This is a genomic window from Pseudomonas sp. K2I15 (assembly GCF_002204795.1).
GTDB lineage: Bacteria > Pseudomonadota > Gammaproteobacteria > Pseudomonadales > Pseudomonadaceae > Aquipseudomonas.
The window spans coordinates 423,206-446,680 of the sequence record NZ_NIXO01000001.1; the positions used below are offsets into that span (position 1 = coordinate 423,206).

At 62.3% G+C, this 23,475-nt stretch carries 20 protein-coding genes; 15 read left to right on the forward strand and 5 right to left on the reverse strand.

What is annotated here, in order from left to right:
• Positions 1-21: 21 nt before the first annotated feature.
• Positions 22-2,301, forward strand: a complete 2,280-nt coding sequence (ptsP, locus tag CEC48_RS02035; protein WP_088422197.1) for a phosphoenolpyruvate--protein phosphotransferase — start codon at positions 22-24, stop codon at positions 2,299-2,301.
• A gap of 139 nt (positions 2,302-2,440) precedes the next feature.
• Here the strand turns inward: ptsP and CEC48_RS02040 are convergent, their stop codons facing one another.
• Entirely contained in the window at positions 2,441-3,187 is a 747-nt protein-coding gene (locus CEC48_RS02040) for an NRDE family protein (protein ID WP_088422198.1), read from the reverse strand.
• A gap of 119 nt (positions 3,188-3,306) precedes the next feature.
• On the opposite strand from CEC48_RS02040, the gene CEC48_RS02045 reads away from it, so the two are divergent.
• The 3 genes from CEC48_RS02045 (at position 3,307) to CEC48_RS02055 (ending at position 5,853) form a co-directional block, all read left to right on the forward strand.
• The gene (locus tag CEC48_RS02045) at positions 3,307-4,089 is read left to right on the forward strand and encodes a sulfite exporter TauE/SafE family protein (protein WP_088422199.1); all 783 of its coding nucleotides are present in this window, start codon (positions 3,307-3,309) and stop codon (positions 4,087-4,089) included.
• A 66-nt stretch (positions 4,090-4,155) separates the two neighbouring features.
• Positions 4,156-4,968, forward strand: a complete 813-nt coding sequence (gene lgt / locus CEC48_RS02050; protein WP_088422200.1) for a prolipoprotein diacylglyceryl transferase — start codon at positions 4,156-4,158, stop codon at positions 4,966-4,968.
• 51 nt (positions 4,969-5,019) lie between these two features.
• Positions 5,020-5,853 (forward strand): thymidylate synthase, encoded by an 834-nt coding sequence (locus tag CEC48_RS02055; RefSeq protein ID WP_088422201.1) that lies wholly within the window; start codon positions 5,020-5,022, stop codon positions 5,851-5,853.
• 125 nt (positions 5,854-5,978) lie between these two features.
• Here the strand turns inward: CEC48_RS02055 and cadR are convergent, their stop codons facing one another.
• A complete protein-coding gene (cadR, locus tag CEC48_RS02060) occupies positions 5,979-6,428 on the reverse strand; it encodes a Cd(II)/Pb(II)-responsive transcriptional regulator (protein WP_088422202.1) in 450 nt (149 codons plus the stop codon).
• An 85-nt stretch (positions 6,429-6,513) separates the two neighbouring features.
• On the opposite strand from cadR, the gene CEC48_RS02065 reads away from it, so the two are divergent.
• The 7 genes from CEC48_RS02065 (at position 6,514) to CEC48_RS02095 (ending at position 15,605) form a co-directional block, all read left to right on the forward strand.
• Positions 6,514-8,784, forward strand: coding sequence for a heavy metal translocating P-type ATPase (locus CEC48_RS02065; RefSeq protein WP_088422203.1), 2,271 nt, complete (start codon positions 6,514-6,516; stop codon positions 8,782-8,784).
• A gap of 16 nt (positions 8,785-8,800) precedes the next feature.
• The gene (locus tag CEC48_RS02070) at positions 8,801-9,667 is read left to right on the forward strand and encodes a LysR family transcriptional regulator (protein WP_088422204.1); all 867 of its coding nucleotides are present in this window, start codon (positions 8,801-8,803) and stop codon (positions 9,665-9,667) included.
• 294 nt (positions 9,668-9,961) lie between these two features.
• A complete protein-coding gene (locus CEC48_RS02075) occupies positions 9,962-11,026 on the forward strand; it encodes a putative 2-aminoethylphosphonate ABC transporter ATP-binding protein (RefSeq protein WP_088422205.1) in 1,065 nt (354 codons plus the stop codon).
• A gap of 1 nt (position 11,027) precedes the next feature.
• The gene (locus CEC48_RS02080; RefSeq protein WP_088422206.1) at positions 11,028-12,752 is read left to right on the forward strand and encodes a putative 2-aminoethylphosphonate ABC transporter permease subunit; all 1,725 of its coding nucleotides are present in this window, start codon (positions 11,028-11,030) and stop codon (positions 12,750-12,752) included.
• Positions 12,753-12,775: 23 nt separating this feature from the next.
• Positions 12,776-13,801 (forward strand): putative 2-aminoethylphosphonate ABC transporter substrate-binding protein, encoded by a 1,026-nt coding sequence (locus CEC48_RS02085; protein WP_010167772.1) that lies wholly within the window; start codon positions 12,776-12,778, stop codon positions 13,799-13,801.
• Positions 13,802-13,926: 125 nt separating this feature from the next.
• Positions 13,927-15,051, forward strand: coding sequence for a TIGR03364 family FAD-dependent oxidoreductase (locus tag CEC48_RS02090; RefSeq protein ID WP_088422207.1), 1,125 nt, complete (start codon positions 13,927-13,929; stop codon positions 15,049-15,051).
• A complete protein-coding gene (locus CEC48_RS02095) occupies positions 15,051-15,605 on the forward strand; it encodes a phosphonate degradation HD-domain oxygenase (RefSeq protein WP_088422208.1) in 555 nt (184 codons plus the stop codon). Before CEC48_RS02090 ends, CEC48_RS02095 begins: the two co-directional genes overlap by 1 nt.
• Here the strand turns inward: CEC48_RS02095 and CEC48_RS02100 are convergent.
• On the reverse strand, positions 15,602-16,975 hold the full coding sequence (locus CEC48_RS02100; protein WP_088422209.1) for a DUF3482 domain-containing protein: 1,374 nt from the start codon (positions 16,973-16,975) through the stop codon (positions 15,602-15,604). The two genes, CEC48_RS02095 and CEC48_RS02100, sit on opposite strands and share 4 nt — an antisense overlap.
• Positions 16,968-18,347 (reverse strand): DUF2868 domain-containing protein, encoded by a 1,380-nt coding sequence (locus CEC48_RS02105; protein ID WP_088422210.1) that lies wholly within the window; start codon positions 18,345-18,347, stop codon positions 16,968-16,970. The genes CEC48_RS02100 and CEC48_RS02105 overlap by 8 nt, the downstream gene beginning before the upstream one ends.
• A 90-nt stretch (positions 18,348-18,437) precedes the next feature.
• Here CEC48_RS02105 and CEC48_RS02110 point away from each other — a divergent pair, with 90 nt between their 5' ends.
• Positions 18,438-18,950: a dihydrofolate reductase gene (locus CEC48_RS02110; protein ID WP_088422230.1), complete on the forward strand. Its 513-nt coding sequence runs from the start codon at positions 18,438-18,440 to the stop codon at positions 18,948-18,950.
• A 113-nt stretch (positions 18,951-19,063) separates the two neighbouring features.
• Here CEC48_RS02110 and CEC48_RS02115 read toward each other — a convergent pair whose 3' ends face one another.
• On the reverse strand, positions 19,064-20,455 hold the full coding sequence (locus tag CEC48_RS02115; RefSeq protein WP_010167761.1) for an L-cystine transporter: 1,392 nt from the start codon (positions 20,453-20,455) through the stop codon (positions 19,064-19,066).
• A gap of 241 nt (positions 20,456-20,696) precedes the next feature.
• Between CEC48_RS02115 and CEC48_RS02120 the strand changes: the two genes are divergently transcribed.
• The 3 genes from CEC48_RS02120 (at position 20,697) to CEC48_RS02130 (ending at position 23,454) form a co-directional block, all read left to right on the forward strand.
• Positions 20,697-21,755, forward strand: a complete 1,059-nt coding sequence (locus CEC48_RS02120; RefSeq protein ID WP_088422211.1) for a phosphorylcholine phosphatase — start codon at positions 20,697-20,699, stop codon at positions 21,753-21,755.
• Positions 21,756-21,976: 221 nt separating this feature from the next.
• Positions 21,977-22,510, forward strand: coding sequence for an RNA polymerase sigma factor (locus CEC48_RS02125; protein ID WP_088422212.1), 534 nt, complete (start codon positions 21,977-21,979; stop codon positions 22,508-22,510).
• A complete protein-coding gene (locus CEC48_RS02130; RefSeq protein WP_088422213.1) occupies positions 22,507-23,454 on the forward strand; it encodes a FecR family protein in 948 nt (315 codons plus the stop codon). The genes CEC48_RS02125 and CEC48_RS02130 overlap by 4 nt, the downstream gene beginning before the upstream one ends.
• Positions 23,455-23,475: the final 21 nt, after the last annotated feature.

The following is a 23,475-nucleotide window of genomic DNA, read 5'->3' on the forward strand; positions in this document are numbered from 1 at the left end:
GACGGAGTTCGACCCCGAGCCATGCTCAATACGCTGCGCAAGATCGTCCAGGAAGTTAACTCCGCCAAGGATCTCAAGGCGGCGTTGGGGATTATTGTGTTGCGCGTCAAGGAAGCCATGGGCAGCCAGGTCTGCTCGGTTTACCTGCTGGACCCCGAGACCAACCGTTTTGTCCTGATGGCCACCGAGGGCTTGAACAAGCGCTCCATCGGCAAGGTCAGCATGGCGCCCAATGAAGGTCTGGTGGGCCTGGTGGGGACGCGCGAAGAACCCCTGAACCTCGAAAACGCTGCCGATCACCCGCGTTATCGCTACTTTGCCGAAACCGGCGAAGAGCGCTACGCCTCGTTCCTCGGTGCACCGATCATTCACCACCGCCGCGTTGTCGGCGTGTTGGTCATCCAGCAAAAAGAACGCCGCCAGTTCGACGAGGGTGAAGAAGCCTTCCTCGTGACCATGAGCGCGCAACTCGCCGGGGTTATCGCCCACGCCGAGGCCACCGGTTCGATTCGCGGCCTGGGGCGCCAGGGCAAGGGCATCCAGGAAGCCAAGTTCGTCGGCGTGCCGGGTTCGCCTGGCGCGGCCGTCGGTACCGCCGTGGTCATGCTGCCACCCGCCGACCTGGACGTGGTGCCGGACAAGACCGTCACCGACATCGACGCTGAAATCATCCTGTTCAAGACCGCCCTCGAAGGCGTGCGCAATGACATGCGCACCCTGTCGACCAAGCTGGCCACCCAGCTGCGGCCTGAAGAACGGGCGTTGTTCGACGTGTACCTGATGATGCTCGACGACGCGTCCCTGGGCAGCGAAGTCAAGGGCGTGATCAAGACCGGCCAGTGGGCCCAGGGCGCGCTGCGCCAGGTGGTCACCGATCACGTCAACCGTTTTGAATTGATGGACGACGCCTACCTGCGCGAACGCGCCTCGGACGTGAAAGACCTCGGTCGCCGTCTGCTGGCCTACCTGCAGGAAGAACGCTCGACCACGCTGGTATACCCCGACAACACCATCCTGATCAGTGAAGAACTGACCGCCACCATGCTCGGCGAAGTGCCGGAAGGTAAACTGGTGGGCCTGGTCTCGGTATTGGGTTCGGGCAACTCCCACGTCGCGATCCTGGCCCGGGCCATGGGCATCCCGACGGTGATGGGCCTGGTGGACCTGCCGTATTCCAAGGTCGACGGCATCGAAATGATCGTCGACGGCTACCACGGCGAGGTCTACACCAACCCCAGCGAAGTGTTGCGCAAGCAATACGCCGAAGTGGTGGAAGAAGAGCGCCAGCTGTCCCAGGGCCTCGACGCCCTGCGCGAACTGCCGTGCGTGACCCTTGACGGCCACCGCGTACCGCTGCTGGTCAACACCGGCCTGCTGGCGGACGTGGCACGGGCACAACAGCGTGGCGCCGAAGGTGTAGGGCTGTACCGCACCGAAGTGCCGTTCATGATCAACCAGCGTTTTCCGAGTGAGAAGGAGCAGCTGGCGATTTATCGCGAGCAACTGTCCGCCTTCCATCCGCTGCCGGTGACCATGCGCAGCCTGGACATTGGCGGCGACAAGTCACTGTCGTATTTCCCGATCAAGGAAGACAACCCCTTCCTTGGCTGGCGCGGTATTCGCGTTACCCTCGACCACCCGGAAATCTTCCTCGTTCAGACCCGCGCGATGCTCAAGGCCAGCGAAGGCCTGAACAACCTGCGCATTCTGCTCCCGATGATCTCCGGCACCCACGAGCTGGAAGAAGCCCTGCACCTGATCCACCGGGCCTGGGGCGAAGTGCGCGACGAAGGCGCCGACGTGCCGATGCCGCCGATTGGCGTGATGATCGAGATTCCGGCCGCGGTGTACCAGGCTAAAGAGCTGGCGCGGCAGGTGGACTTCCTGTCGGTGGGTTCCAACGACCTGACCCAGTACCTGCTGGCCGTGGACCGCAACAACCCGCGGGTGGCCGACCTCTACGACTACCTGCACCCGGCGGTGCTGCAAGCGTTGCAGAACGTGGTGCGTGACGCCCATGCCGAAGGCAAGCAGGTGAGTATCTGTGGCGAGATGGCCGGTGACCCGGCGGCGGCGGTGCTGTTGATGGCGATGGGCTTTGACAGCTTGTCGATGAACGCCACCAACTTGCCGAAGGTGAAATGGATGCTGCGCCAGATCAACCTGAGCCGGGCCAAGGAACTGCTGGCGGAGTTGATGACCATCGACAACCCGCAAGTTATCCACAGCTCGTTGCAATTGGCGCTGAAGAACCTTGGGTTGGCGCGGATGATTAATCCGGCGTCTGCAAAAAGCCTCTAAACCGGATTTTAGGGTCTGCCCCCAATCAAAATGTGGGAGCAGGCTTGCTCGCGAAAGCGGCGTGTCAGCCAATACATTAAGTTGACTGATACACCGCCTTCGCGAGCAAGCCCGCTCCCACATTTGATTTGTGTGAGGTTCAGATTTTGAGTTCAACCTCCCCAAGCCTGCCGCCGTGGGGCCCAAAACTGCGCTCCACGATATGCCGCGTCCCGTCGGCATTCACAATCAGCGCTGTACTCGCCCGCGTCCCGTAACTGGGGCTGGCGATAAACACACTCGACAACAAACTCTCCGTCGCCAACCCCACGCCTGTATCCGGCAAGTCGGCAAACGGCGCTGTCTGCGGGTCGCTCAAGATCCCCAGCAAGGCCTCAGGTTGCGGATCGTCCAGCACTTCAGCCAGTGCCGCCTTGGCCTTCAACAGCTTCGGCCACGGCGTATCCAGCCCTGCATTGGATAACCCATAAACCCCAGCTTCCAGCCGTGTCGGCGCAGATTCATTGGCGTTGTAATGCCACAACTCATCCCGCGTACCCACCAGCAGGTTAAACCCGGCATATTCAATCGATCGGCCGTTAACGTCGGCCAAATAGTCGTCAATCGGCAGCGAACCACTGAGAAAGCGCGCCACCAACTCGCCCCGTGACTTACGCGCTGGCGGCTGGTGCGGGTCGCGAATATTGGTCAGCGCCGCAAAGCGCCTATCCGCCCCAAGCCCCAGCCAGGTGCCGCCCGCTTCCTGGTCCCTTCCTGCATAAACATCGGGCGCATCCAGCCACTGGGCCAACGGCAGGCTGGGCCGGGCATAAAACTCATCACGGTTGGCCGCGACGATCAGCGGTTGGGCATGGCCCGGCCGCCAGGCAAAAACAATCAGGCACATCAGGCGATCCCTTTTGTGTTTTTAGCCACTCTACCCACACAACCGCCGGCTATCCATCGTTGGAAGTTGGGTCGCGCGCCTTCCATCCGTTAACATGCCGGACTGATTTGGGGGCTCCCATGGAGTTTGTGCTGTATTTGCTGCTGGGTTCCTGTGCGGGCATGCTCGCCGGGCTGTTTGGCGTGGGCGGCGGGATCATTATTGTCCCGGTGCTGGTGTTCAGTTTCACCTTGCAGGGCTTCGATCCCTCGGTGCTGACCCATCTCGCTGTCGGTACGTCCCTGGCGTCTATTATCTTCACCTCGGTGAATGCGGTGCGCGAGCATCACCGGCGGGGCGCAGTGCGCTGGCCGATCTTCGTGTGGATGGCCGTGGGCATCCTGATGGGCGCAGGCGTTGGCGCGCTGACCGCCGAGGCGATCTCCGGGCCGCATTTGCAGAAGATCATCGGCGTGTTCGCCCTGGTGATCGCCGTGCAGATGACCTTGGAACTCAAGCCCAAGGCCAGCCGCCAGGTGCCGGGCAAGCTCGGCCTGACCTTGGCGGGTGGGGTGATTGGCTGGTCTTCGGCGATTTTCGGCACGGGCGGCGGTTCGTTGACCGTGCCGTTCCTGACCTGGCGCAGCGTGCCGATGCAACAGGCGGTGGCCACCTCGTCGGCCTGCGGCTTGCCGATCGCCCTGGCCAGTGCGTTAAGTTTCATGATTTTGGGCTGGCATGATCCGCTGCTGCCCGATCATAGTCTCGGCTTTGTGTATTTGCCGGCGCTGCTGGGCATTGCCCTGACCAGCATGGTGGCGGCCCGTTTCGGCGCGCGCCTGGCGCATCGGTTGTCGCCGCGCTTGCTCAAGCGGCTGTTCGCCGGGCTGCTGTTTTGTGTAGGGCTGAATTTTTTGCTGTAACGCAGGCTTAATCGCGCACCGGCATGGTCCGATGCGCCAAGACTATTGATTTAACGAGGAGTCGCAATGCTGCCTTACCCGCAGATCAACCCGGTGGCCGTGGCCATCGGTCCGCTGCAAATCCACTGGTACGGGTTGATGTACCTGATCGGCATCGGCGGTGCCTGGTTGCTGGCTTCCCGGCGCCTGAACCGTTTTGACCCGACCTGGACCAAGGAGAAACTCTCCGACATGGTGTTCTGGATGTCGATGGGGGTAATCGTCGGCGGACGCCTGGGGTATGTGCTGTTCTACGACCTGCCAGCCTACATCGCCAACCCGACGCTGATCTTCGAGGTGTGGAAGGGCGGCATGGCGTTCCACGGTGGATTTGTGGGCGTGATGATCGCCGCCTGGTGGTTTGGCCGGCGTAACGGCAAGTCGTTCTTCCAGTTGATGGACTTCGTCGCACCGTTCGTGCCGATTGGCCTGGGCGCCGGGCGCATCGGTAACTTCATCAACGCCGAGTTGTGGGGCAAGCCAAGTGACGTGCCGTGGGCCATGGTGTTCCCGCCGTTCAGCGACCCGGCGCAATTGCCGCGCCACCCGTCGCAGCTGTACCAGTTCGCCCTGGAAGGCGTGGCACTGTTCCTGATCCTCTACCTCTTCTCGCGCAAGCCACGCCCCACCATGGCGGTTTCGGGCATGTTCGCGTTGTTCTACGGGATCTTCCGCTTTATCGTCGAGTTCGTGCGCGTGCCGGATGCACAGCTGGGCTACCTCGCGTGGGGCTGGTTGACCATGGGTCAGATTCTCAGCCTGCCGATGATCATCGCCGGCCTGGGCCTGCTGTGGTGGGCTTACAATCGCCCGCAAGGCATCAAGAACACCGCGCTTTAAATTCGAATGCCGGGGCCCGAGGGTCCCGGCTTCAACGATACAGGTATACACATGAAGCAATATCTCGAACTACTGAACGATGTCGTGACCAATGGACTGACCAAGGGCGATCGCACCGGCACCGGCACCAAGGCCGTGTTTGCCCGTCAGTTTCGGCATAGCTTGGCCGACGGCTTTCCGCTGCTGACCACCAAGAAGCTTCACTTCAAAAGCATCGCCAACGAATTGATCTGGATGTTGAGCGGCAACACCAACATCAAGTGGCTGAATGAAAACGGCGTAAAGATCTGGGACGAATGGGCCACCGAAGAAGGTGACCTGGGCCCGGTGTACGGCGAGCAGTGGACCGCCTGGCCGACCAAGGACGGCGGCAAGATCAACCAGATCGACTACATGGTCGAGACGCTGAAGACCAACCCCAACAGCCGTCGCATCCTGTTCCACGGCTGGAACGTCGAGTACCTGCCGGACGAGACCAAAAGCCCGCAGCAAAACGCCCGCGACGGCAAGCAAGCCCTGCCGCCGTGCCACCTGCTGTACCAGGCTTTTGTGCATGACGGTCATCTGTCGATGCAGTTGTACATCCGCAGCTCCGACGTATTCCTCGGCCTGCCGTACAACACCGCAGCCCTGGCGCTGCTGACCCATATGCTGGCCCAGCAATGCGATCTGATCCCTCACGAAATCATCGTGACCACTGGCGACACTCACGCCTATAGCAACCACATGGAGCAGATCCAGACCCAACTGGCCCGCACTCCAAAAGCCTTGCCGAAGCTGGTGATCAAGCGCAAACCCGAGTCGATCTACGATTACAAATTCGAAGACTTTGAAATCGTGGGCTACGACGCCGACCCGAGCATCAAGGCTGACGTAGCCATCTAAAGGCGGTCTCGGTCCAAATGTGGGAGCGGGCTTGCTCGCGAATACGGTGTATCAGAAACACATTCAGTGACTGACACTCCGCTTTCGCGAGCAAGCCCGCTCCCACATTTTTTTTGTGTACACAATTAATGGCCGTGGCTTCTGCCTACATGTGAGGGCTCAGCCTCGCTGGCCGCGACACTCCCGCTGATTTCCAGCCGCTGCAAAATCCCGCACTGATCCAGATCCGTCCCGCCGCCACAGCGTTGGCGCAGGTCGAGCAACTGTTCCTGCAACGCCAGCAACCCGTCGATCCGCGCCTTGACGTGGTGGATATGCTCGTCGATCAACGCATTCACGCTTTCGCACTGGTCCTGAGGGCTGTCCCGCAGGCCCAGCAGGCTGCGAATCTCCTCAAGGGTCATGTCCAAACTGCGGCAGTTGCGGATAAACACCAGCCGTTCGGTGTGCGCCTGGGTGTACAGGCGGTAATTACCGTCACTGCGCGCAGGCGGCGGCAGCAGGCCTTCCTTCTCGTAATAACGGATGGTTTCCACCTGGCAATCCGTCAATTTTGCCAATTCGCCGATCTTCATCGCAGCAATCTCCAAAAGGGTGCTTGACCCTATAGTGGCTACAGGGTCTTTACTTGGCAACAGGCACCTTTACGGACGCGACAGAATGAGCGATTCCATCCACACCCCGCATAAGCACGACCATGATCATGACCACGCGCACGATCACGGCCCCAAGCTCAAACCTGTGCAGAAGCACGACCATGGCAGCCATGGCGATTCCTGCTGTTCCAGCAAGGCCGCGCCTGCACTGGTGAAGCTGACTGAAGCCCCGACAGCGGGCTCGCGGCTGAGCACCTTCCGCATCGAAGCCATGGACTGCCCCACCGAGCAAACGCTGATCCAGAACAAACTGGGCAAGCTCGCCGGTGTGCAGCAACTGGAGTTCAACCTGATCAACCGCATCCTCGGCGTCACTCATGACTTGCCGAGCACTGCGCCGATCATCGAGGCCATCAAGTCTTTGGGCATGCAGGCCGATCCTGTCGAAGAAGGTGTAGCCCCGGCCGAGCCACCCGCGAAGAAACACTGGTGGCCGCTGGCCGTGTCCGGCGTCGGCGCGTTGGGCGCTGAAGTACTGCACTTCACCAACGCCGCACCAACGTGGGTGATTGCCCTGGTCGCGCTGATCTCGATCTTCAGCGGCGGCCTCACCACCTACAAAAAGGGCTGGATCGCCCTGAAAAACCTCAACTTGAACATCAACGCCCTGATGAGCATCGCCGTGACCGGTGCGATCCTGATCGGCCAGTGGCCCGAAGCCGCGATGGTGATGTTCCTGTTTACCGTGGCCGAACTGATCGAAGCCAAGTCCCTCGACCGCGCACGTAACGCCATCAGTGGCTTGATGCAGATGACCCCGGAACAGGCCACGGTCCGTCAGGCCGACGGCACTTGGGCTGAACAGGAGGTCAAAGTCATCGAACTCGGCGCTATCGTGCGGGTTCGTCCCGGCGAGCGCATTGGCCTGGACGGTGAAGTTACCTCCGGCCAGTCCACCATCGACCAAGCGCCGATTACCGGTGAAAGTCTGCCGATTGAAAAAACCGTGGGCGACAAAGTCTTCGCCGGCACCATCAACCAGGCCGGCTCCCTGGAATACAAGGTCACCGCAGCCGCCAACAACTCCACCCTGGCGCGGATCATCCACGCCGTGGAACAGGCCCAGGGCGCCCGCGCGCCAACCCAGCGTTTTGTCGACACCTTCGCCAAGGTCTACACCCCGGCGGTGTTCATCTTTGCCTTGGGCGTGGCGCTGATTCCGCCGCTGTTCATGGGGGGCGTCTGGTTCGAATGGGTTTACCGGGCGCTGGTATTGCTGGTCGTCGCCTGCCCGTGTGCGCTGGTGATTTCCACCCCGGTGACCATCGTCAGCGGCCTGGCCGCTGCGGCGCGCAAAGGTATTCTGATCAAGGGCGGCGTGTACCTGGAGGGCGGTTACAAGCTCGACTACCTGGCCCTCGACAAGACTGGCACCATCACTCACGGCAAACCGGTGCAAACCGATTACCTGGCGTTGTTCCCGAACATGGAAGACAGCGCACCGGCCTTGGCTGCTAGCCTGGCAGGGCGTTCCGATCACCCGGTGTCCCTGGCGATCGCCAATGCGGCGGTGGATAAAAACCTCACCGCGCACACTGTGGATAACTTCGAAGCCCTGACCGGTCGCGGCGTACGTGGCGAGATCAATGGCGAGGTCTATTACCTGGGCAACCATCGCCTGGTGGAAGAACTGAACCTGTGCTCGCCGGCCCTCGAAGAAAAACTCTTCGCCCTGGAAAAACAAGGTAAGTCCGTGGTCCTGCTGCTGGACAAGTCCGGCCCGCTGGCGCTGTTCGCCGTGGCTGACACCGTGAAAGACACCAGCCGCGAAGCCATCCAGCAGTTACATGAGCTTGGCATCAAGACCCTGATGCTCACCGGCGACAACACCCACACCGCCAAGGCGATTGCCGCTCAGGTCGGCATCGACCAGGCTCAGGGCGACCTGTTGCCCACCGACAAACTGCAAGCCATCGAAGCCCTCTACGCCAAGGGCCACCGCGTCGGCATGGTCGGCGACGGCATCAACGACGCCCCGGCGCTGGCCCGTTCCGAGATCGGTTTTGCCATGGCCGCCGCCGGTACCGACACCGCCATCGAGACCGCCGACGTGGCCTTGATGGACGACGACCTGCGCAAGATTCCGGCATTCATTCGGCTGTCGCGGCAAACGTCGAGTATCCTCAAGCAGAACATCGCCCTGGCCCTGGTGATCAAGGCGATCTTCCTGGCGGTGACCTTCCTGGGGATGGCCACCATGTGGATGGCGGTGTTCGCCGACATGGGCGTGAGCCTGCTGGTGGTGTTCAATGGTCTGCGCCTGTTGCGCAAATAGTCGATGAGAGGGTGGTGTGCTGAGTGCCGAGCTGAAGGCTTTTTACATGGTCGCCCGCCTGGGCAGCATTACCCAGGCGGCGAAAAAGCTCGGGCTGAGCCAGCCCACGGTGACCACCCAGATTCGTCACCTGGAAAGCCAGTACTCGGTTGAGTTGTTCTACCGAGGCGGGCGCCGCCTGACCGTCAGCGACGAAGGCGCGCGGCTGTTGCCGATGGTCAAGGCGCTGCTGCAGCAGGAAGCGGATATCGAGTTTTTCCTGCGCAACAGTGGCCAGGTGCAAGGTGCTTTAAGGATTGCCGCGACGGCACCGTATTACATCCTCGACCTGGTCAAAGCCTTCCGTGAGCGTCTGCCGCAGGTTGAGGTTTCGGTCGAAATCGGCAATTCCCAGCAGGTGCTGGAGGCGCTGGATGAATACCGCGTCGACGTTGCCGCCTCATCCCAACTGCTTGAAGACCCGCGCTTGATTCGCCGGGTGCTGGGCATGGACCCGCTGGTGCTGGCGGTGCATCGCAATCATCCGTTGGCAGTCCTCGACCATGTGCCACTGACCGCGCTGGCCGGGCACACCTTGCTGATGCGCGAGCCGGGTTCCACTACCCGACGGTTGACCGAAGAAATGTTGCAGGGCGCAGGCGTGAGTTACGGACCGCTGCTGGAGATCGGCAGCCGGGAGTCGATCCGTGAGGCGGTGTTGCGCAACATCGGTATCAGCATCATCGCCCGCCAGGAAGTGCCTCATGACCCGCAGCTGCGTGTGTTGAGCATCGAGAATGCGCCCCAGATTCCCGAGTATTTGTACTGCCTCAAGGAGCGAAAGGGCGCCCGGTTGCCAGCGGCGTTTCTGGGGTTGGCGCAGGAAATGTCCCCGGCAGGCTAACTTGCTTCTCTGCCGAGCGGGCCTTTGTGGCGAGGGGGCTTGTCCCCCGTTGGGCTGCGAAGCAACCCCAATAAGGTCACCGCATTTCCCCTGGCAGATCGCGCCAGCAGGTTTTAGGACTGCTGCGCAGCCCAACGGGGGACAAGCCCCCTCGCCACAAGAGCCAGGCTCCAGATACTGGTCCAGTCCTACCCAAATCCACCAATACCACTATCGCCACGTTTTGCCTTTCTGCCACAAGAGGGACGCATTGCCGCCCTAGGATGACCTTCATCAGTTTGATGAGGTGCCTCCATGAACACAGTCCTGACCAACCCCGGCGCACCAATGAAGGTGCGCAGTGTGCAGAAACGCTTCGGCGCGTTCACCGCGCTGGATAACGTATCCCTGGACGTCGCCGCCGGCGAGCTGGTGTGCCTGCTGGGCCCGTCGGGCTGCGGCAAGACCACCTTGCTGCGTTGCATCGCGGGCCTCGAGCGTCAGGACAGCGGCGAGTTGTATCTCGGCGACCGCGACGTTTCCCTGCTGGCACCGCAGGCACGGGACTACGGCATTCTGTTCCAGTCCTACGCGCTCTTCCCCAACCTCACCGTCGAAGCAAACATCGGCTACGGCCTCACCGGCAGTGGCCGCGATGAAGTGCGCAAGCGCGTCGGGCAGATGCTCGAACTGGTAGGCCTTGTAGGCAGCGAAAAGAAATACCCCGGCCAACTCTCTGGCGGCCAACAGCAGCGCGTAGCCCTGGCCCGCGCGCTGGCACCGGCGCCGTCCTTGTTGCTGCTGGACGAGCCCATGTCGGCCCTCGACGCCCGGGTACGCGAGCATCTGTGCACCGAGCTGCGTCAACTGCAACGCCGCCTGGGCATCACCACCCTGATGGTCACCCACAACCAGGACGAGGCCATGTTGATGGCCGACCGCATTGCCGTGATGAACAACGGCAAGGTCGAGCAGTACGCCACGCCCCAGGAAATCTACGACCGCCCGGCCACGCCGTTCGTGGCCGAGTTTGTCGGCCAGGGCAACTGGCTTCCGTTCAGCCGCAACAGCGCCAGCCACGCCCAGGTCGGCGGGATGAATATGCGCCTGGCGGAAAACTCCGGCGCCGCAAAGTCGGGCCGTCTGTTCTGCCGCCCGGAAGCCATCAGCGTCAACCCACCGGTGCATGAAGAAAACCTGTTCCCGGCCAAGGTCCGCGAGATCACCTTCCTCGGCAACCGCTGCCGCATGAGCTTCGAGCTGGACCAACTGCCTGGCCATCCGCTGCTGGCCGAGCTGGCCCCGGAAGCCATGCCGCGCCTAGGCGCCCAGGACATCTGGGTCGCGCTGCCCCCGCGCAGCCTGCAGGTGTTTGCCTGAGATGGCCGCCGACATGACTCTGCCGATACCCGATAACGTGGCTCGTCAGGTTTCTCGTGCCGAACTCGGCGACCGTATTTTTGTAGTCGGCGGCAAGCTGCTGTGGCTGTGCCTGTTGGGCATCGCGGTGTTGATGCCGCTGATTGCGATCTTCTGGCGCGGTTTCAGCAGTGAAGCCGGGCAGGGCGGTGGCCTGGTGGCGGCGCGGGAGTTGGTCACCAGCGATAACTTCCACTGGTTGCTCGGTAACAGCTTGAAGGTTTCCCTCAGCGTGGCGGCCATCGTCGTACCCCTGGCTTACCTGTTTGCCTACGCCCTGCAACGCACGTTGATTCCGGGCAAGGCGATCTGGCGCGGCATGTCGCTGTTGCCGTTGATGGCGCCGTCGATGCTGCCGGGGATTGCGCTGGTTTACCTGTTCGGCAATCAGGGCATGTTGCGCGGGTTGCTGTCGGACAACATCTATGGCTTCTGGGGCATTGTCCTCGGCGAAGTGATCTACACCTTTCCCCATGCCTTGATGATTCTGTTGTCGGCGCTTTCCCTGGCGGATGCACGCTTGTTCGATGCCGCATCGAGCATGGGCGCCAGCCCGTCCCGGGCGTTTCGCAGCATCACCTGGCCTGCGACGCGCCAGGCGGTCTTCGCCGCGTTTTGCCTGGTGTTCACCCTGACCATCACTGACTTCGGTGTGCCTGTCGTAGTCGGCGGCGACTACCAAGTGCTGGCGCTGGAAGCCTACAAGGCGGTGGTCGGCCAGCAACAGTTCGGTCGCGGAGCCTTGATCGGCATGGTTCTGCTGCTGCCGGCGCTGTTCAGTTTTGGCGTCGATGCCTGGCTGCGCCGTCGTCACGGCGACTCCATGAGCGGCCGCGCCCAAGTGTTCCAGCCGGCACCGTCGAAGCTGCGGGATGGCTGCTACCTGGCCATCGTCCTGCTGATCTGCGCGATCCTGCTGCTGGTGTTCGGCATGGCGGTCTACTCATCGCTGGTGAAATTCTGGCCCTATAACCTGTCGTTGTCGCTGGCCCACTACCAGTTCGAGGACACGGCGGGCGGTGGTTGGCTGGCCTATCGCAACAGCATCACCATGGCCCTGTGCACCGCGTTGATCGGCAGCGTGCTGATCTTCACCGGCGCCTACCTGATGGAAAAAACCAAGGGCCAGAAGGGCTTGAACCTGGCGTTGCGCATGCTCAGCTTTGTGCCGATGGCGGTGCCGGGGTTGGTACTGGGCCTGGGCTACGTGTTCTTTTTCAACCTCAACGGCAACCCGCTGCATGTGCTCTACGGCACCATGACGCTGCTGGTTGTGTGCACCATTGCTCACTATTTGACCACTGCGCAAATGACCGCCACCACGGCCCTGCGCCAGCTGGACGCCGAGTTCGAAGCCGCTGCGTTGTCCCTCAAGGCGCCGCTGTATCGCCATTACCTGAGGGTCACCGTGCCGATCTGCCTGCCGGCGTTGCTGGACATCGTGCGCTACCTGTTCGTCTCGGCGATGACCACCGTTTCCGCCGCAATCTTCCTCTACAGCCCCGACACCATCCTCGCCGCCGTCGCTGTGCTGAACATGGACGACGCCGGCAACGTCGGCGGCGCGGCGGCCATGTCGACCCTGATTCTGTTCACCTCGGCGGGCGTGTCCTTGCTGCTGGCGTGGGCCTCACGCGGCTTGTTGCGCCGCTCCCAGGCCTGGCGCCAAACCGCGCCCGGCCAATAAATCATCCATAAAGGAACTGCACCATGTTCAAGCCCCTGGCGTTAGCCGCTGCTGTGCTCACTGCGTTCAGCCTGAATGCCTTTGCCGCCAAGACCGAGTTGACCGTGTACACGGCCCTCGAAGCCGAGCAATTGAAGACCTACAAACAGGCCTTCGAAAAGGCTAACCCGGACATCGATATCAAATGGGTACGCGATTCCACCGGCATCATCACTGCCAAGCTGCTGGCTGAAAAAGCCCGCCCGCAGGCTGACGTGGTCTGGGGCCTGGCCGCTTCCAGCCTGGCGATCCTCGACCAGCAGGGCATGCTGCAAAACTACGCACCCAAGGACCTGGGCAAGATCGGCGCGAACTACCGCGACGCTGCTAATCCGCCAGCCTGGGTCGGCATGGACGTGTGGGCTGCGACCATTTGCTTCAACACCGTCGAAGCCGAAAAGCAGGGCCTGAGCAAGCCGGTGAGCTGGCAAGACCTGACCAAGCCTGAGTACAAGGGCAAGATCGTGATGCCCAACCCGGCCTCGTCCGGCACGGGCTTCCTGGATGTCAGCGCCTGGTTGCAGACCTTCGGCGAGAAGCAGGGCTGGCAGTACATGGACGACCTGCACCAGAACATCGGCCAGTACGTTCACTCCGGTTCCAAGCCGTGCAAGCTGGCGGCGTCGGGTGAGTTCCCGATCGGCATTTCGTTTGAATACCCGGCCGTTCAGCTCAAGCGCCAGGGTGCACCGCTGGACATCATCCTGCCGAAAGAAGGCCTGGGCTGGGACATCGAAGCCACTGCCGTGATCAAAGGAACCGCCCACGCGGACGCGGCACAGAAACTCGCCGACTTCTCCGCAAGCCCCGCGGCGATGGAGCTGTACAAGGAAAACTTCGCGGTACTGGCCCAGCCGGGTATCGCCAAGCCGCAGACCGAATTGCCGGCTGACTACGAGCAGCGGCTGATCAAGAACGACTTTGCCTGGGCCTCGAAAAACCGCGACAGCATCCTGACCGAGTGGCGCAAGCGCTATGACGGCAAGTCGGAGAAGGTGGCGGGTCAGTAATCTTTCGGATTGGCTGATGGCCCCTTCGCGAGCAAGCCCGCTCCCACATTTTGATTTGTGAACACATTCAGAATGTGGGAGCGGGCTTGCTCGCGAAGGCGGTCTCGAATTCAGGACATCACTTTATGACACAACTGCTGATCATCGGCGCCGGCATCCTCGGCCTCTCCCACGCTTACGCCGCCGCCAAACGCGGTCTCAAGGTCAAGGTCTTCGAGCGCAGCGCAACACCACTGGGCGCTTCCGTGCGCAACTTCGGCCAGGCACTGGTCACTGGCCAGCCACCGGGCCCGATGCTCGATCTGGCGCGGGAAAGCCGCGATATCTGGGGTCAATGGGCACAGCTGGCCGGTATCCAGCTCAAGCGCAACGGCTCCTACCTGTTCGCCCGCACCGAAGCCGAAGAGCACTTGCTTGAAGCCTTCTGCGCCGGGCGCGCCCAGGAGCACGGTTATCGCGTCGAGTTGCTGCAAGGCGCCGCCCTGCGCGACCTGTATGGCGGCCAGTTCGCCCACCATCGCGCTGCGCTCCACGGTATGGACGACCAACAGCTCTACTCCCGCGAAGCCATCCCGGCGCTGATCCATTACCTGATCCGCGAACTCAACGTGGAGTTTCACTTCTCCACCCTGGTGCGCGACATCGAGCCCGGCCAGGTGCACACCACTGCCGGGTCCTTTCGCGGTGAGCAGATCATTGTGTGCTCCGGCCACGACTACCAGACGTTGCTGGCCGAGCAGATCGCCGAGCTCAACCCGCAAATCTGCCGCCTGCAAATGCTGCGCGCCCGGCCGGCGGTAGATTTGAACCTGCAACACGCCCTGCTGACCGGTCTCAGTTGCGTGCATTACGGTGCCTTTGCTGACTTACCGGAAGCCGCGCCGGTGCAGGCCGAAATCCTGCGGGATGTACCGCACCTGCACGAAAACGGCATCCACCTGCTGATCAGCCCGACGCCTTACGGTGAGCTGATCATCGGGGATTCCCACCATTACGGCAGCGATCCATCGCCCTTCAACGCCGAACAGGTAGACAACTGGATGATCGAACTGGCCGAACACACCCTGGGCTGCAAGATCCAGGTCGTGGAGCGCTGGCAGGGTGTCTATGGCTCCCGTGGGCCGGGGCCGTTCTCGTTCCTGCGGGCGGCGCCGGGCGTGAGTGCGGCGCTGATGCACACCGGCGTAGGCATGAGCGTCGGGCCGGCGATGGCCGAGCGCAATATCACCGAGCTATGGGGAAACGCGTGATGAACGCTGAGCAGGCAATCGCCGAAGTCTTCGGCCTGTACGAACAACACGGCACCGCCGATTACATCGGTGAACCGGTCTCGCAGATCGAGCACATGTCCCAGGCCGCGCAGTTGGCCATGGCCGAAGGCTTCGATGATGAAGTGGTGCTGGCGGCGTTCTTCCACGATATCGGGCACATCTGCGGGCAAGGTGGCGAGAACATGGGCGGTTATGGCGTGGTCAGCCATGAACGGCTGGGTGCCGATTATCTGCGCCGGGCAGGTTTCAGCGAGCGCATGGCCAAACTGGTGGAATACCACGTGCAGGCCAAGCGATACCTGACCTTCAGCCAGCCGGACTACTACGCGCGCTTGAGCGAAGCCAGCCGGCGCACCCTGGGTTACCAAGGCGGCGTGATGACCGCCGAGGAAGCCCAGGCGTTTGAGCAGGACCCGCTATGCGAGGTCAGCCTGCGCATGCGCCGCTGGGATGAACAGGCCAAGGAAATGCACGTGCCGCTGCTGGACCTTGAAGTGTTGAAGTCCAAGGCCCGGCAGCTGTTGGCCGCTTAGGTCTCGTCCAGGCGCAGGGCCAGGGCTTCGATTTGTTCCTGGCGCTCGGCCTGGCTCAGCTTGGGATGAGGGTTGAGGGACGACCATTGCGGATGGGCGCGGGCCTTGTTCAGGGCTTCCGGCAGCTTGCCTTCGCGCCAGGTCTTGTCCTGGGGCGTGTCGACCTTGATGCTGTGGATCGCCGCATGGCCGCGCAGGTTCAGGGCCTTGAGCAGTTGCCGCTGGCGCAGGGCCAACAGGCGCAGCACGCTGTCGTCGACGGTCAGCTCGCGCTGGCCTTTTATCTTGCCCAGCAGGCGGCTGCCGTAGCTGCGGGCGGTTTGCAGGGCGCCGCCGGCGATGGCTCCGGCGAGGGCGGCGGCGCCGAGGGTCAGGCCGCCTACCAGTAGGTCCACACCCGCACCGGCTGCGGCGCCTGCCGCGATGCCGCCGCCGACCCGCACGCCCAGTTGTTTGAGGGTTTCGGGGTTGAACAGGTCATCGCCCCAACGCCCGTCCAGCAGCGGTAAATCGCTGGCGGCGGCGTCTTGCGGGCGGAAACCGAACAGCTTGAGCAAGGCTTCCACGCAGCGTTGTTCGCGCTGGCGCACGGCTTTGCGCAGTTCGCTGATGGCGTGTTGTTCCACTTCGGCTTCGCTGACCACGCTGCGGCGGCAGGCCGCGCAGTCGACCAGCAGTTCGGCGATCAGCCGCGCAGCACTTTGCTGGCGAGCCTGGCGCTGGGCTTCCTGGTCGAGGATCAGCCGCTCCAGTTGCCCACGGGAATTTTCCAGCAGCAGGGCGAGGCTTTCATAGAGCCGGCGCTCGCCGTCTTCCGGCGGCGCCACGCTGTCAAAACGCACCAGTGCGTGCAGGCCAAGGCGGGCGAGGGCTTCGCGCCAGTCCGGCTCGCGGTGGTCGGCGCTGCTGACAAAATTGAGCACCGGCAGCAACGGTTTGCCGCAACTGGCAAGCACTTGCAACTCATCGCGGTACTTGGCCAGCACCGGTTCCCGGGCGTCGATCACGTAGAGGCCAGCATCCGAGGCAAGCAGTTGGCGTAGCACCTTGGCTTCCTGTTCGAAGCGTTGCCGGGCTTCGCTGCCTGCCAGGAAGCGCGCCAGCCGTGCCGGGCCGTCGAGGCGTTCGCCGGGGCGATCCAAGCGTTCGAGGTAATCGAGCAATGCGATGGCATCTTCCAGGCCGGGCGTGTCGTACAGCTCCAGCAAGGCCTCGCCGTCGACCGACAAGCGCGCGCCCTCGACATGCCGGGTGGTGCTGGGCCGATGGGAGACTTCACCAAAGCCGACGTCTCGCGTCAGCGTGCGCAGCAACGAGGTCTTGCCGACGTTGGTGTGGCCGACCACCGCCAGTTTCAGGGGCTTAGTCATGACCGGCCTCCAGCCAAGTGAGCGGCGCGCAATCGGCGAGCGGGATCTCCAACTGTTGCAAGGCCGTGTGCCAATCACCCAGGCGTTCCGCGTCCAGTGCTTGGCCAGCGGGCGCTTGCAGCAACCAGACGCGGGTGGCCGTGGCGCTGCGGGCCAGTTCGGCGATCAGCGCGAGGCTGCCGCGATCCGGCGAGCGGCGTGGGTCGCAGGCGATGGCCAGGCGTGCGGGCGGGAAGCGGGCGAGTTGTTCCAGCAGCTTGTTGCGCGATTCTCGGCTGTCGAGGATGCCGGCGTCCTTAACGCTGGCCGGCAGTTTCGGCGGCCATGGGCGTTGGTCGTCGAGTTCGATGGCCACCAGCAGGGCGCCGTCGCTTTCCAGTTCACTGACGCCGCCGGTCACGTGATGCAACTGCTCGGGCGCCGCATCGTTGACCCCAAGCCGTTCGCTGCTCGGCATCAGCCGTTCACGCAGTTGGCTGTAGCCGGGCAGGTTGAGGTCGAGACTCAAGGCGGCGCGCCCGCGTTTCCAGCGCCACAGGCACAGGAACGCGAGGATCAGGCGCGGCAGGATGCCGTACACCAGCAGCACCCCCACCAGCCAGGCTGCCCAGGCCTGGCGGGCACTTTCGATATTCAGGGCGGCATCGCCGCTGGCACGGATCATCTCGACGGTGGGCACGTTGAAACCCAGCAAGGCGGGCAGGGCGCCGAGGGTTTGGGTTACGGCGACAAAGGTGTCGGCCCGCAAAATAGTGGTTTCCCAGACGAAGCCGTAGCGCCGGGTGGCCAACAGCGTCAGCAGGATCACCATGGCGCTGAGCAGGGCCAGCAGCCACAGGCTGTTGACCAGCACACCCACGGCCCACCGATTGAGTTTGCGCCGTTGCAGCAACAGCAGCAGGGCGGGCGCCAGTTGTGCGGCCTTGGCGTCGCGGGCGAGTTTTTCGCTGAGCCATAACCACAAGCGCCCGAGGCTGGCGCCGTGTTCGCCGGCAAACAGCAGGCCCAGGGCCCAGCTCAATAACAGAATCAGGTTCAAGCCCAGCAGGCTGCCCAAGGCCCAGAACACGTTGACCGGCACCAGCCCGTTACCCAGCGCGGCGAAGGCCAGGCCGGCGCCGCTGACGATCGCGATCACCGCCAGCAGGATCAGCGCCAGACGCGCGCCTTGCAGCCAGCGGGTCAGTGCAGCGGTCAGGCCATCGCGCTCGGCCAGCCACAGCGCGCGGTTTTGAATGCGCGTCGGCAAGTCGCCGCCGGTGCTGCGGGCCAGGCGATTGGCTTCCTGGTCTTCCAGGGCGCCCGCGTGTTCCTCGCGCAGGCGCACGGTTTCGGTCAGCCAGAGTGTTTGCAGGGGATTCAGAGCAGTCACGCGCCATCCTGTTGAGCCAGTGAGCTTGGAGCATAACCGCTGGAACGCCGGTTGGGGTATGCCGTGCGCGCCTCTGGTATTCTCGTCGCCATGAAAAAAACTCTCCCTTTAAGCCTGATCGCAGCCCTCGGTGAAAACCGTGTGATCGGCGTCGACAACAGCATGCCCTGGCACTTGCCGGGGGACTTCAAATATTTCAAGGCCACCACCTTGGGCAAGCCGATCATCATGGGGCGCAAGACCTGGGATTCTTTGGGTCGACCGTTGCCGGGCCGGTTGAACATTGTGGTCAGCCGTCAGACCGATCTGGCGCTGGAAGGTGCGGAAGTTTTTCCGTCCCTGGACGCGGCAGTGGAGCGGGCGGAGGCATGGGCCAAGGCGCAGGGTGTGGATGAGCTGATGCTGATCGGCGGCGCGCAGTTGTATGCGCAGGGGCTGGAACAGGCTGATCGCCTGTATTTGACGCGGGTGGCGTTGAGCCCGGAAGGGGATGCGTGGTTTCCCGAGTTTGATTTGAACCAGTGGAAGCTGGTGTCGAATGTCGAGAATGCGGCTGAGGGTGATAAGCCGGCGTATAACTTTGAGGTTTGGGAAAAAGCCTAAAGATTCATGTGGCGAGGGAGCTTGCTCCCGCTGGGCTGCGCAGCAGCCCCAAGAATCTTGGGAGCGCTTCGCACTCCAGCGGGAGCAAGCTCCCTCGCCACAAAGTTCAGCCGTTAAGCCTGCGCCAACTCCGCATGCTCATCCGCATTCAACAACTCTTTATCCGTCTGCTGCATGATCTGGCTGGTAATCGCCCCGGCCGTCATCGAACCGTTCACGTTCAATGCCGTACGGCCCATGTCGATCAGCGGCTCAACCGAAATCAGCAGCGCCACCAGTGACACCGGCAAGCCCATCGCCGGCAGCACGATCAGCGCGGCAAACGTCGCACCGCCGCCCACGCCCGCCACACCGGCCGAACTCAAGGTCACAATCGCCACCAGCGTCGCGATCCACAGCGGGTCCAGCGGGTTGATGCCCACTGTCGGCGCAACCATCACCGCCAGCATCGCCGGGTAAAGACCCGCACAACCGTTCTGGCCAATCGTCGCGCCAAACGAGGCGGCAAAGCCGGCGATGGACTGCGGAATCCCCAAACGACGGGTCTGCGCTTCAATGCTCAGCGGAATACTCGCGGCGCTGGAGCGGCTGGTGAAGGCAAATGTCAGCACCGGCCAGACTTTGCGGAAGAACCGCAGCGGGTTGATCCCGGCCAGGGACAGCAGCAGGCCATGGACCACAAACATCAGGCCCAGGGCCAGGTACGACACCACCACAAAACTGCCGAGCTTGATGATGTCTTGCAGGTTGGAGCTGGCGACAACCTTGGTCATCAACGCCAATACGCCGTACGGGGTCAGCTTCATCACCAGGCGCACCAGGCGCATCACCCAGGCTTGCAGGGTGTCGATGGCGTTGAGGACTTTCTGGCCTTTTTCCACGTCATCCTTGAGCAGTTGCAGCGCGGCAACCCCCAGGAATGCGGCGAAGATCACCACACTGATAATCGATGTCGGCTTGGCCCGGGCCAGGTCGGCGAACGGGTTCTGCGGGATGAACGACAGCAGCAGCTGCGGGATATTCAGGTCGGCGACCTTGCCCGCGTAATCACTCTGGATCACTTGCAGGCGGGCCATTTCCTGGGTGCCGGCCACCAGGCCTTCGGCGGTGAGGCCGAACAGGTTGGTCAGGCCGATACCGATCAGCGCCGCAATCGCCGTGGTGAACAGCAGCGTGCCGATGGTCAGGAAGCTGATCTTGCCCAGGGACGAGGCGTTATGCAGGCGGGCCACAGCGCTGAGGATCGAGGCGAACACCAGCGGGATCACGATCATTTGCAGCAACTGCACGTAACCGTTGCCGACCAGGTCGAACCAGCCGATCGAGGCCTTGAGCACCGGGTTGCCGGCGCCGTAAATGGCGTGCAGCACCACACCGAAAATCACACCGAGCACCAGCGCAAACAAAACCTTCTTGGCGAGGCTCCAGTGAGTACGGCGGGTTTGTGCCAGGCCCAGCAACAGGGCCACGAACACCAGTAAGTTGAGAATCAGGGGCAGATTCATTGAAGCTCCGTTTAGAAGGCAGCCAATCGCGTGAGCCTGCGATTGCGAACCGGGAAGCCTAACAGCTTGAAATCTAATGATTTAATACCGAGATGGAATGGTCACTGTCGTTTTTGGAATAAGACGATGACGCGCAGGCGTATGGTGTTGGCGCGATCACGACGAAAGCGGTCGCGCTCGGGCGATAACTGTCACACAGATTTGTTAGCGTCGATGTCTTTCACTCAGGGAGAAAACGCACATGAAGCTAGCGCCGAAACTGTTTGCCGCCGCGCTGTGCCTGGGCCTTGCGAGCCAGGCCTTTGCCGCCACCGAGTTGAAACACTGGCCGGCCGCTGCCGCCAAGCAACTGGACACGATGATTGCCGCCAATGCCAACAAGGGCAACTTCGCGGTATTCGACATGGACAACACCAGCTACCGCTACGACCTCGAAGAGTCGTTGCTGCCGTACCTGGAAAACAAGGGCCTGATCACCCGCGACACGATGGACCCTTCGCTGAAGCTGATCCCGTTCAAAGACACCGCCGACCACAAGGAAAGCCTGTTCAGCTACTACTACCGACTTTGCGAAGTCGACGACATGGTGTGCTACCCATGGGTCGCGCAGATTTTCTCCGGTTTCACCCTCAAGGAACTCAAGGGCTACGTCGACGAGATGATGGCGTCGGGCAAGCCGGTGCCGGTCACCTATTACGACGGTGACGTGGTCAAGAACATGGAAGTGCAGCCGCCGAAAGTCTTCACCGGCCAGGCTGAGCTGTACAACAAGCTGATGGAAAACGGCATTGAGGTCTACGTGATGACCGCCGCGTCCGAGGAGCTGGTGCGCATGGTCGCGGCCGATCCGAAGTACGGCTACAACGTCAAACCCGAAAACGTGATTGGCGTGAGCACCCTGCTGAAAGACCGCAAGACTGGCGAGCTGACCACCGCACGCAAACAGATTGCCGCCGGCAAGTATGACGAGAAGGCCAACCTCGGCCTGGAGCTGACCCCGTACCTGTGGACCCCGGCGACCTGGATGGCCGGCAAGCACGCGGCCATCCTGACCTATATCGACGAGTGGAAAAAACCGGTGATCGTCGGTGGCGACACGCCGACCAGTGACGGCTACATGCTGTTCCACGATGTGGACGTGGCCAAGGGCGGGATCCACCTGTGGGTCAACCGCAAGGACAAATACATGACCCAGCTCAACGGCATGATGGCCAAGCACGCTGCGGCCCAGGCCAAGGAAGGGTTGCCGGTGACGGCGGATAAAAACTGGGTGATCGTCAAGCCGGACGAGATTCAGTAAGCAGTGACTTACTTTGTGGCGAGGGAGCTTACTCCCGCTGGGCTGCGCAGCAGCCCCAAGAATCCTGGGAGCGCTTCGCACTCCAGCGGGAGCAAGCTCCCTCGCCACAGGTATCCAATAGTCATAAGTGATCTTCCAAAATAGATATCAATTGCGAACTAATCTCATCCTCTGCTAGCGTGCGCACTTCCTGAACATCCCGTTCTTCTCAAGGTAGTGCTGTGCCCTCCTGGAACTCTCAGATTGCGCGCCTGTTCGCGGAGCAGAAGAAGGCCCTCGAAGCCTTCGTCACCCGCCGCACCGGCAGCGCCCAGGTGGCCGCCGACCTGACCCAGGAATCATTCCTGCGCCTGGCCCGGCTGGACTCCGGCGAGAAGATCGACAACCTTCCGGCTTTCCTCTTCACCATCGCCAGCAATCTGGTACGTGACCATCAGCGCCAGGCCATCCGCCGCGAGCGCCTGGATGCCGGTGAACCCAGCGAAGAACTGCCCTGCAGCAGCCCAAGTGCCGACGAACAATTGGCCGCCTATCAACAGGAACAACTGATGCAGGACGCAATCCTGGCGCTGCCCGAAGCGACTCGGCAGATCTTCCTGCTCTATCATGTCGACGAACTTTCCTACCGCGAGATTGGCGAACGCCTGTCGATTACCCCGCGCAGTGTGGAATACCAATTGCGTCGGGCCCTGATCGAATGCCGTGCCTTTATCAAGGCGCGGCTGGCCTGTGATGAACAAGGACGCCGGTCATGATCGCCGCACCCACTGCCGACGAATTGTTTGCCCAAGCGTCCGGCTGGTATTTCCGCCTTCAGGCTGAAGACGTCACGGCGGCTGAAATCGAGGCGTTTTCCGCGTGGCTGGGGCAGGGCGCCGCCCAGGATGACGCGTGGCAGGAAGTGCAGGCGATGCTCGGCGGCCTGCGCGAGCCGGCACGGGTGATTCGCCGGGCCGAGCAAGCTGCCTGGCGCAAGCCGGCGCGGCGTTGGGCCTATGCCGCCGCGGTGCTTTTGGCGGTCGGCCTGACGCTGCAAAACACGCCATGGCTGGATCGCCTGCGGGCCGACTACGCCACCGGCACCGGCGAATCGCGCACCGTCGAACTGGCGGACGGCTCGCAGCTGCAACTCAACACCGACAGCGCTGTGCAGATCCGCATGGGCGCCGGTGAACGTCAGATTCGCCTGCTGCGGGGCGAAGGATTTTTCAGCGTGACCAAGGATCCATCGCGACCTTTCGTGGTGCAGTCCGGCGATGGATGGGTGAAGGTGGTGGGTACGCAATTCAGCGTTTCCCGGCGTGATACGCAGACTCAGGTGCAAGTCGCCCAGGGCAAGGTTCAGGTCAGCTCCGGCGAAGGTGAGCCGGTTTACCTGGAGCCGGGCCGGGCGGTGGAATATCAGGATCAGCGCCTGACTGCAGTCCACACCTTCGACCCTGCCAGCGGTTTTGCCTGGCGCCAGCGGCAACTGGTGTTTCGCCAGCAGCCGTTGTCTGAAGTGGTCGCTGAATTGAATCGCTACTGGCCCGGCAAAACGTTGGTGCTCGGCGATGCGTTGCGCAATCGCGTGGTGTCTGGCGTGTTCGAGATCGATAAACCCGACGCCGTCATCAAGGCGCTGGAATACACCCTTAACCTGCGCGCAGAGCACTACACCCCGTATTTGCTGGTGTTGCGCGAAGGCAAAGCGTCCTAGGGAATCTTTTTCAAAAAACTT

What these genes read in the sequence shown, in the direction of transcription:
- ptsP (WP_088422197.1), top strand. Translation starts at nt 22, where the DNA reads ATGCTCAATACGCTGCGCAAGATCGTCCAGGAAGTTAACTCCGCCAAG.
- CEC48_RS02040 (WP_088422198.1), bottom strand. Translation starts at nt 3,187, where the DNA reads ATGTGCCTGATTGTTTTTGCCTGGCGGCCGGGCCATGCCCAACCGCTG.
- CEC48_RS02045 (WP_088422199.1), top strand. Translation starts at nt 3,307, where the DNA reads ATGGAGTTTGTGCTGTATTTGCTGCTGGGTTCCTGTGCGGGCATGCTC.
- lgt (WP_088422200.1), top strand. Translation starts at nt 4,156, where the DNA reads ATGCTGCCTTACCCGCAGATCAACCCGGTGGCCGTGGCCATCGGTCCG.
- CEC48_RS02055 (WP_088422201.1), top strand. Translation starts at nt 5,020, where the DNA reads ATGAAGCAATATCTCGAACTACTGAACGATGTCGTGACCAATGGACTG.
- cadR (WP_088422202.1), bottom strand. Translation starts at nt 6,428, where the DNA reads ATGAAGATCGGCGAATTGGCAAAATTGACGGATTGCCAGGTGGAAACC.
- CEC48_RS02065 (WP_088422203.1), top strand. Translation starts at nt 6,514, where the DNA reads ATGAGCGATTCCATCCACACCCCGCATAAGCACGACCATGATCATGAC.
- CEC48_RS02075 (WP_088422205.1), top strand. Translation starts at nt 9,962, where the DNA reads ATGAACACAGTCCTGACCAACCCCGGCGCACCAATGAAGGTGCGCAGT.
- CEC48_RS02080 (WP_088422206.1), top strand. Translation starts at nt 11,028, where the DNA reads ATGGCCGCCGACATGACTCTGCCGATACCCGATAACGTGGCTCGTCAG.
- CEC48_RS02085 (WP_010167772.1), top strand. Translation starts at nt 12,776, where the DNA reads ATGTTCAAGCCCCTGGCGTTAGCCGCTGCTGTGCTCACTGCGTTCAGC.
- CEC48_RS02090 (WP_088422207.1), top strand. Translation starts at nt 13,927, where the DNA reads ATGACACAACTGCTGATCATCGGCGCCGGCATCCTCGGCCTCTCCCAC.
- CEC48_RS02095 (WP_088422208.1), top strand. Translation starts at nt 15,051, where the DNA reads ATGAACGCTGAGCAGGCAATCGCCGAAGTCTTCGGCCTGTACGAACAA.
- CEC48_RS02100 (WP_088422209.1), bottom strand. Translation starts at nt 16,975, where the DNA reads ATGACTAAGCCCCTGAAACTGGCGGTGGTCGGCCACACCAACGTCGGC.
- CEC48_RS02110 (WP_088422230.1), top strand. Translation starts at nt 18,438, where the DNA reads ATGAAAAAAACTCTCCCTTTAAGCCTGATCGCAGCCCTCGGTGAAAAC.
- CEC48_RS02115 (WP_010167761.1), bottom strand. Translation starts at nt 20,455, where the DNA reads ATGAATCTGCCCCTGATTCTCAACTTACTGGTGTTCGTGGCCCTGTTG.
- CEC48_RS02120 (WP_088422211.1), top strand. Translation starts at nt 20,697, where the DNA reads ATGAAGCTAGCGCCGAAACTGTTTGCCGCCGCGCTGTGCCTGGGCCTT.
- CEC48_RS02130 (WP_088422213.1), top strand. Translation starts at nt 22,507, where the DNA reads ATGATCGCCGCACCCACTGCCGACGAATTGTTTGCCCAAGCGTCCGGC.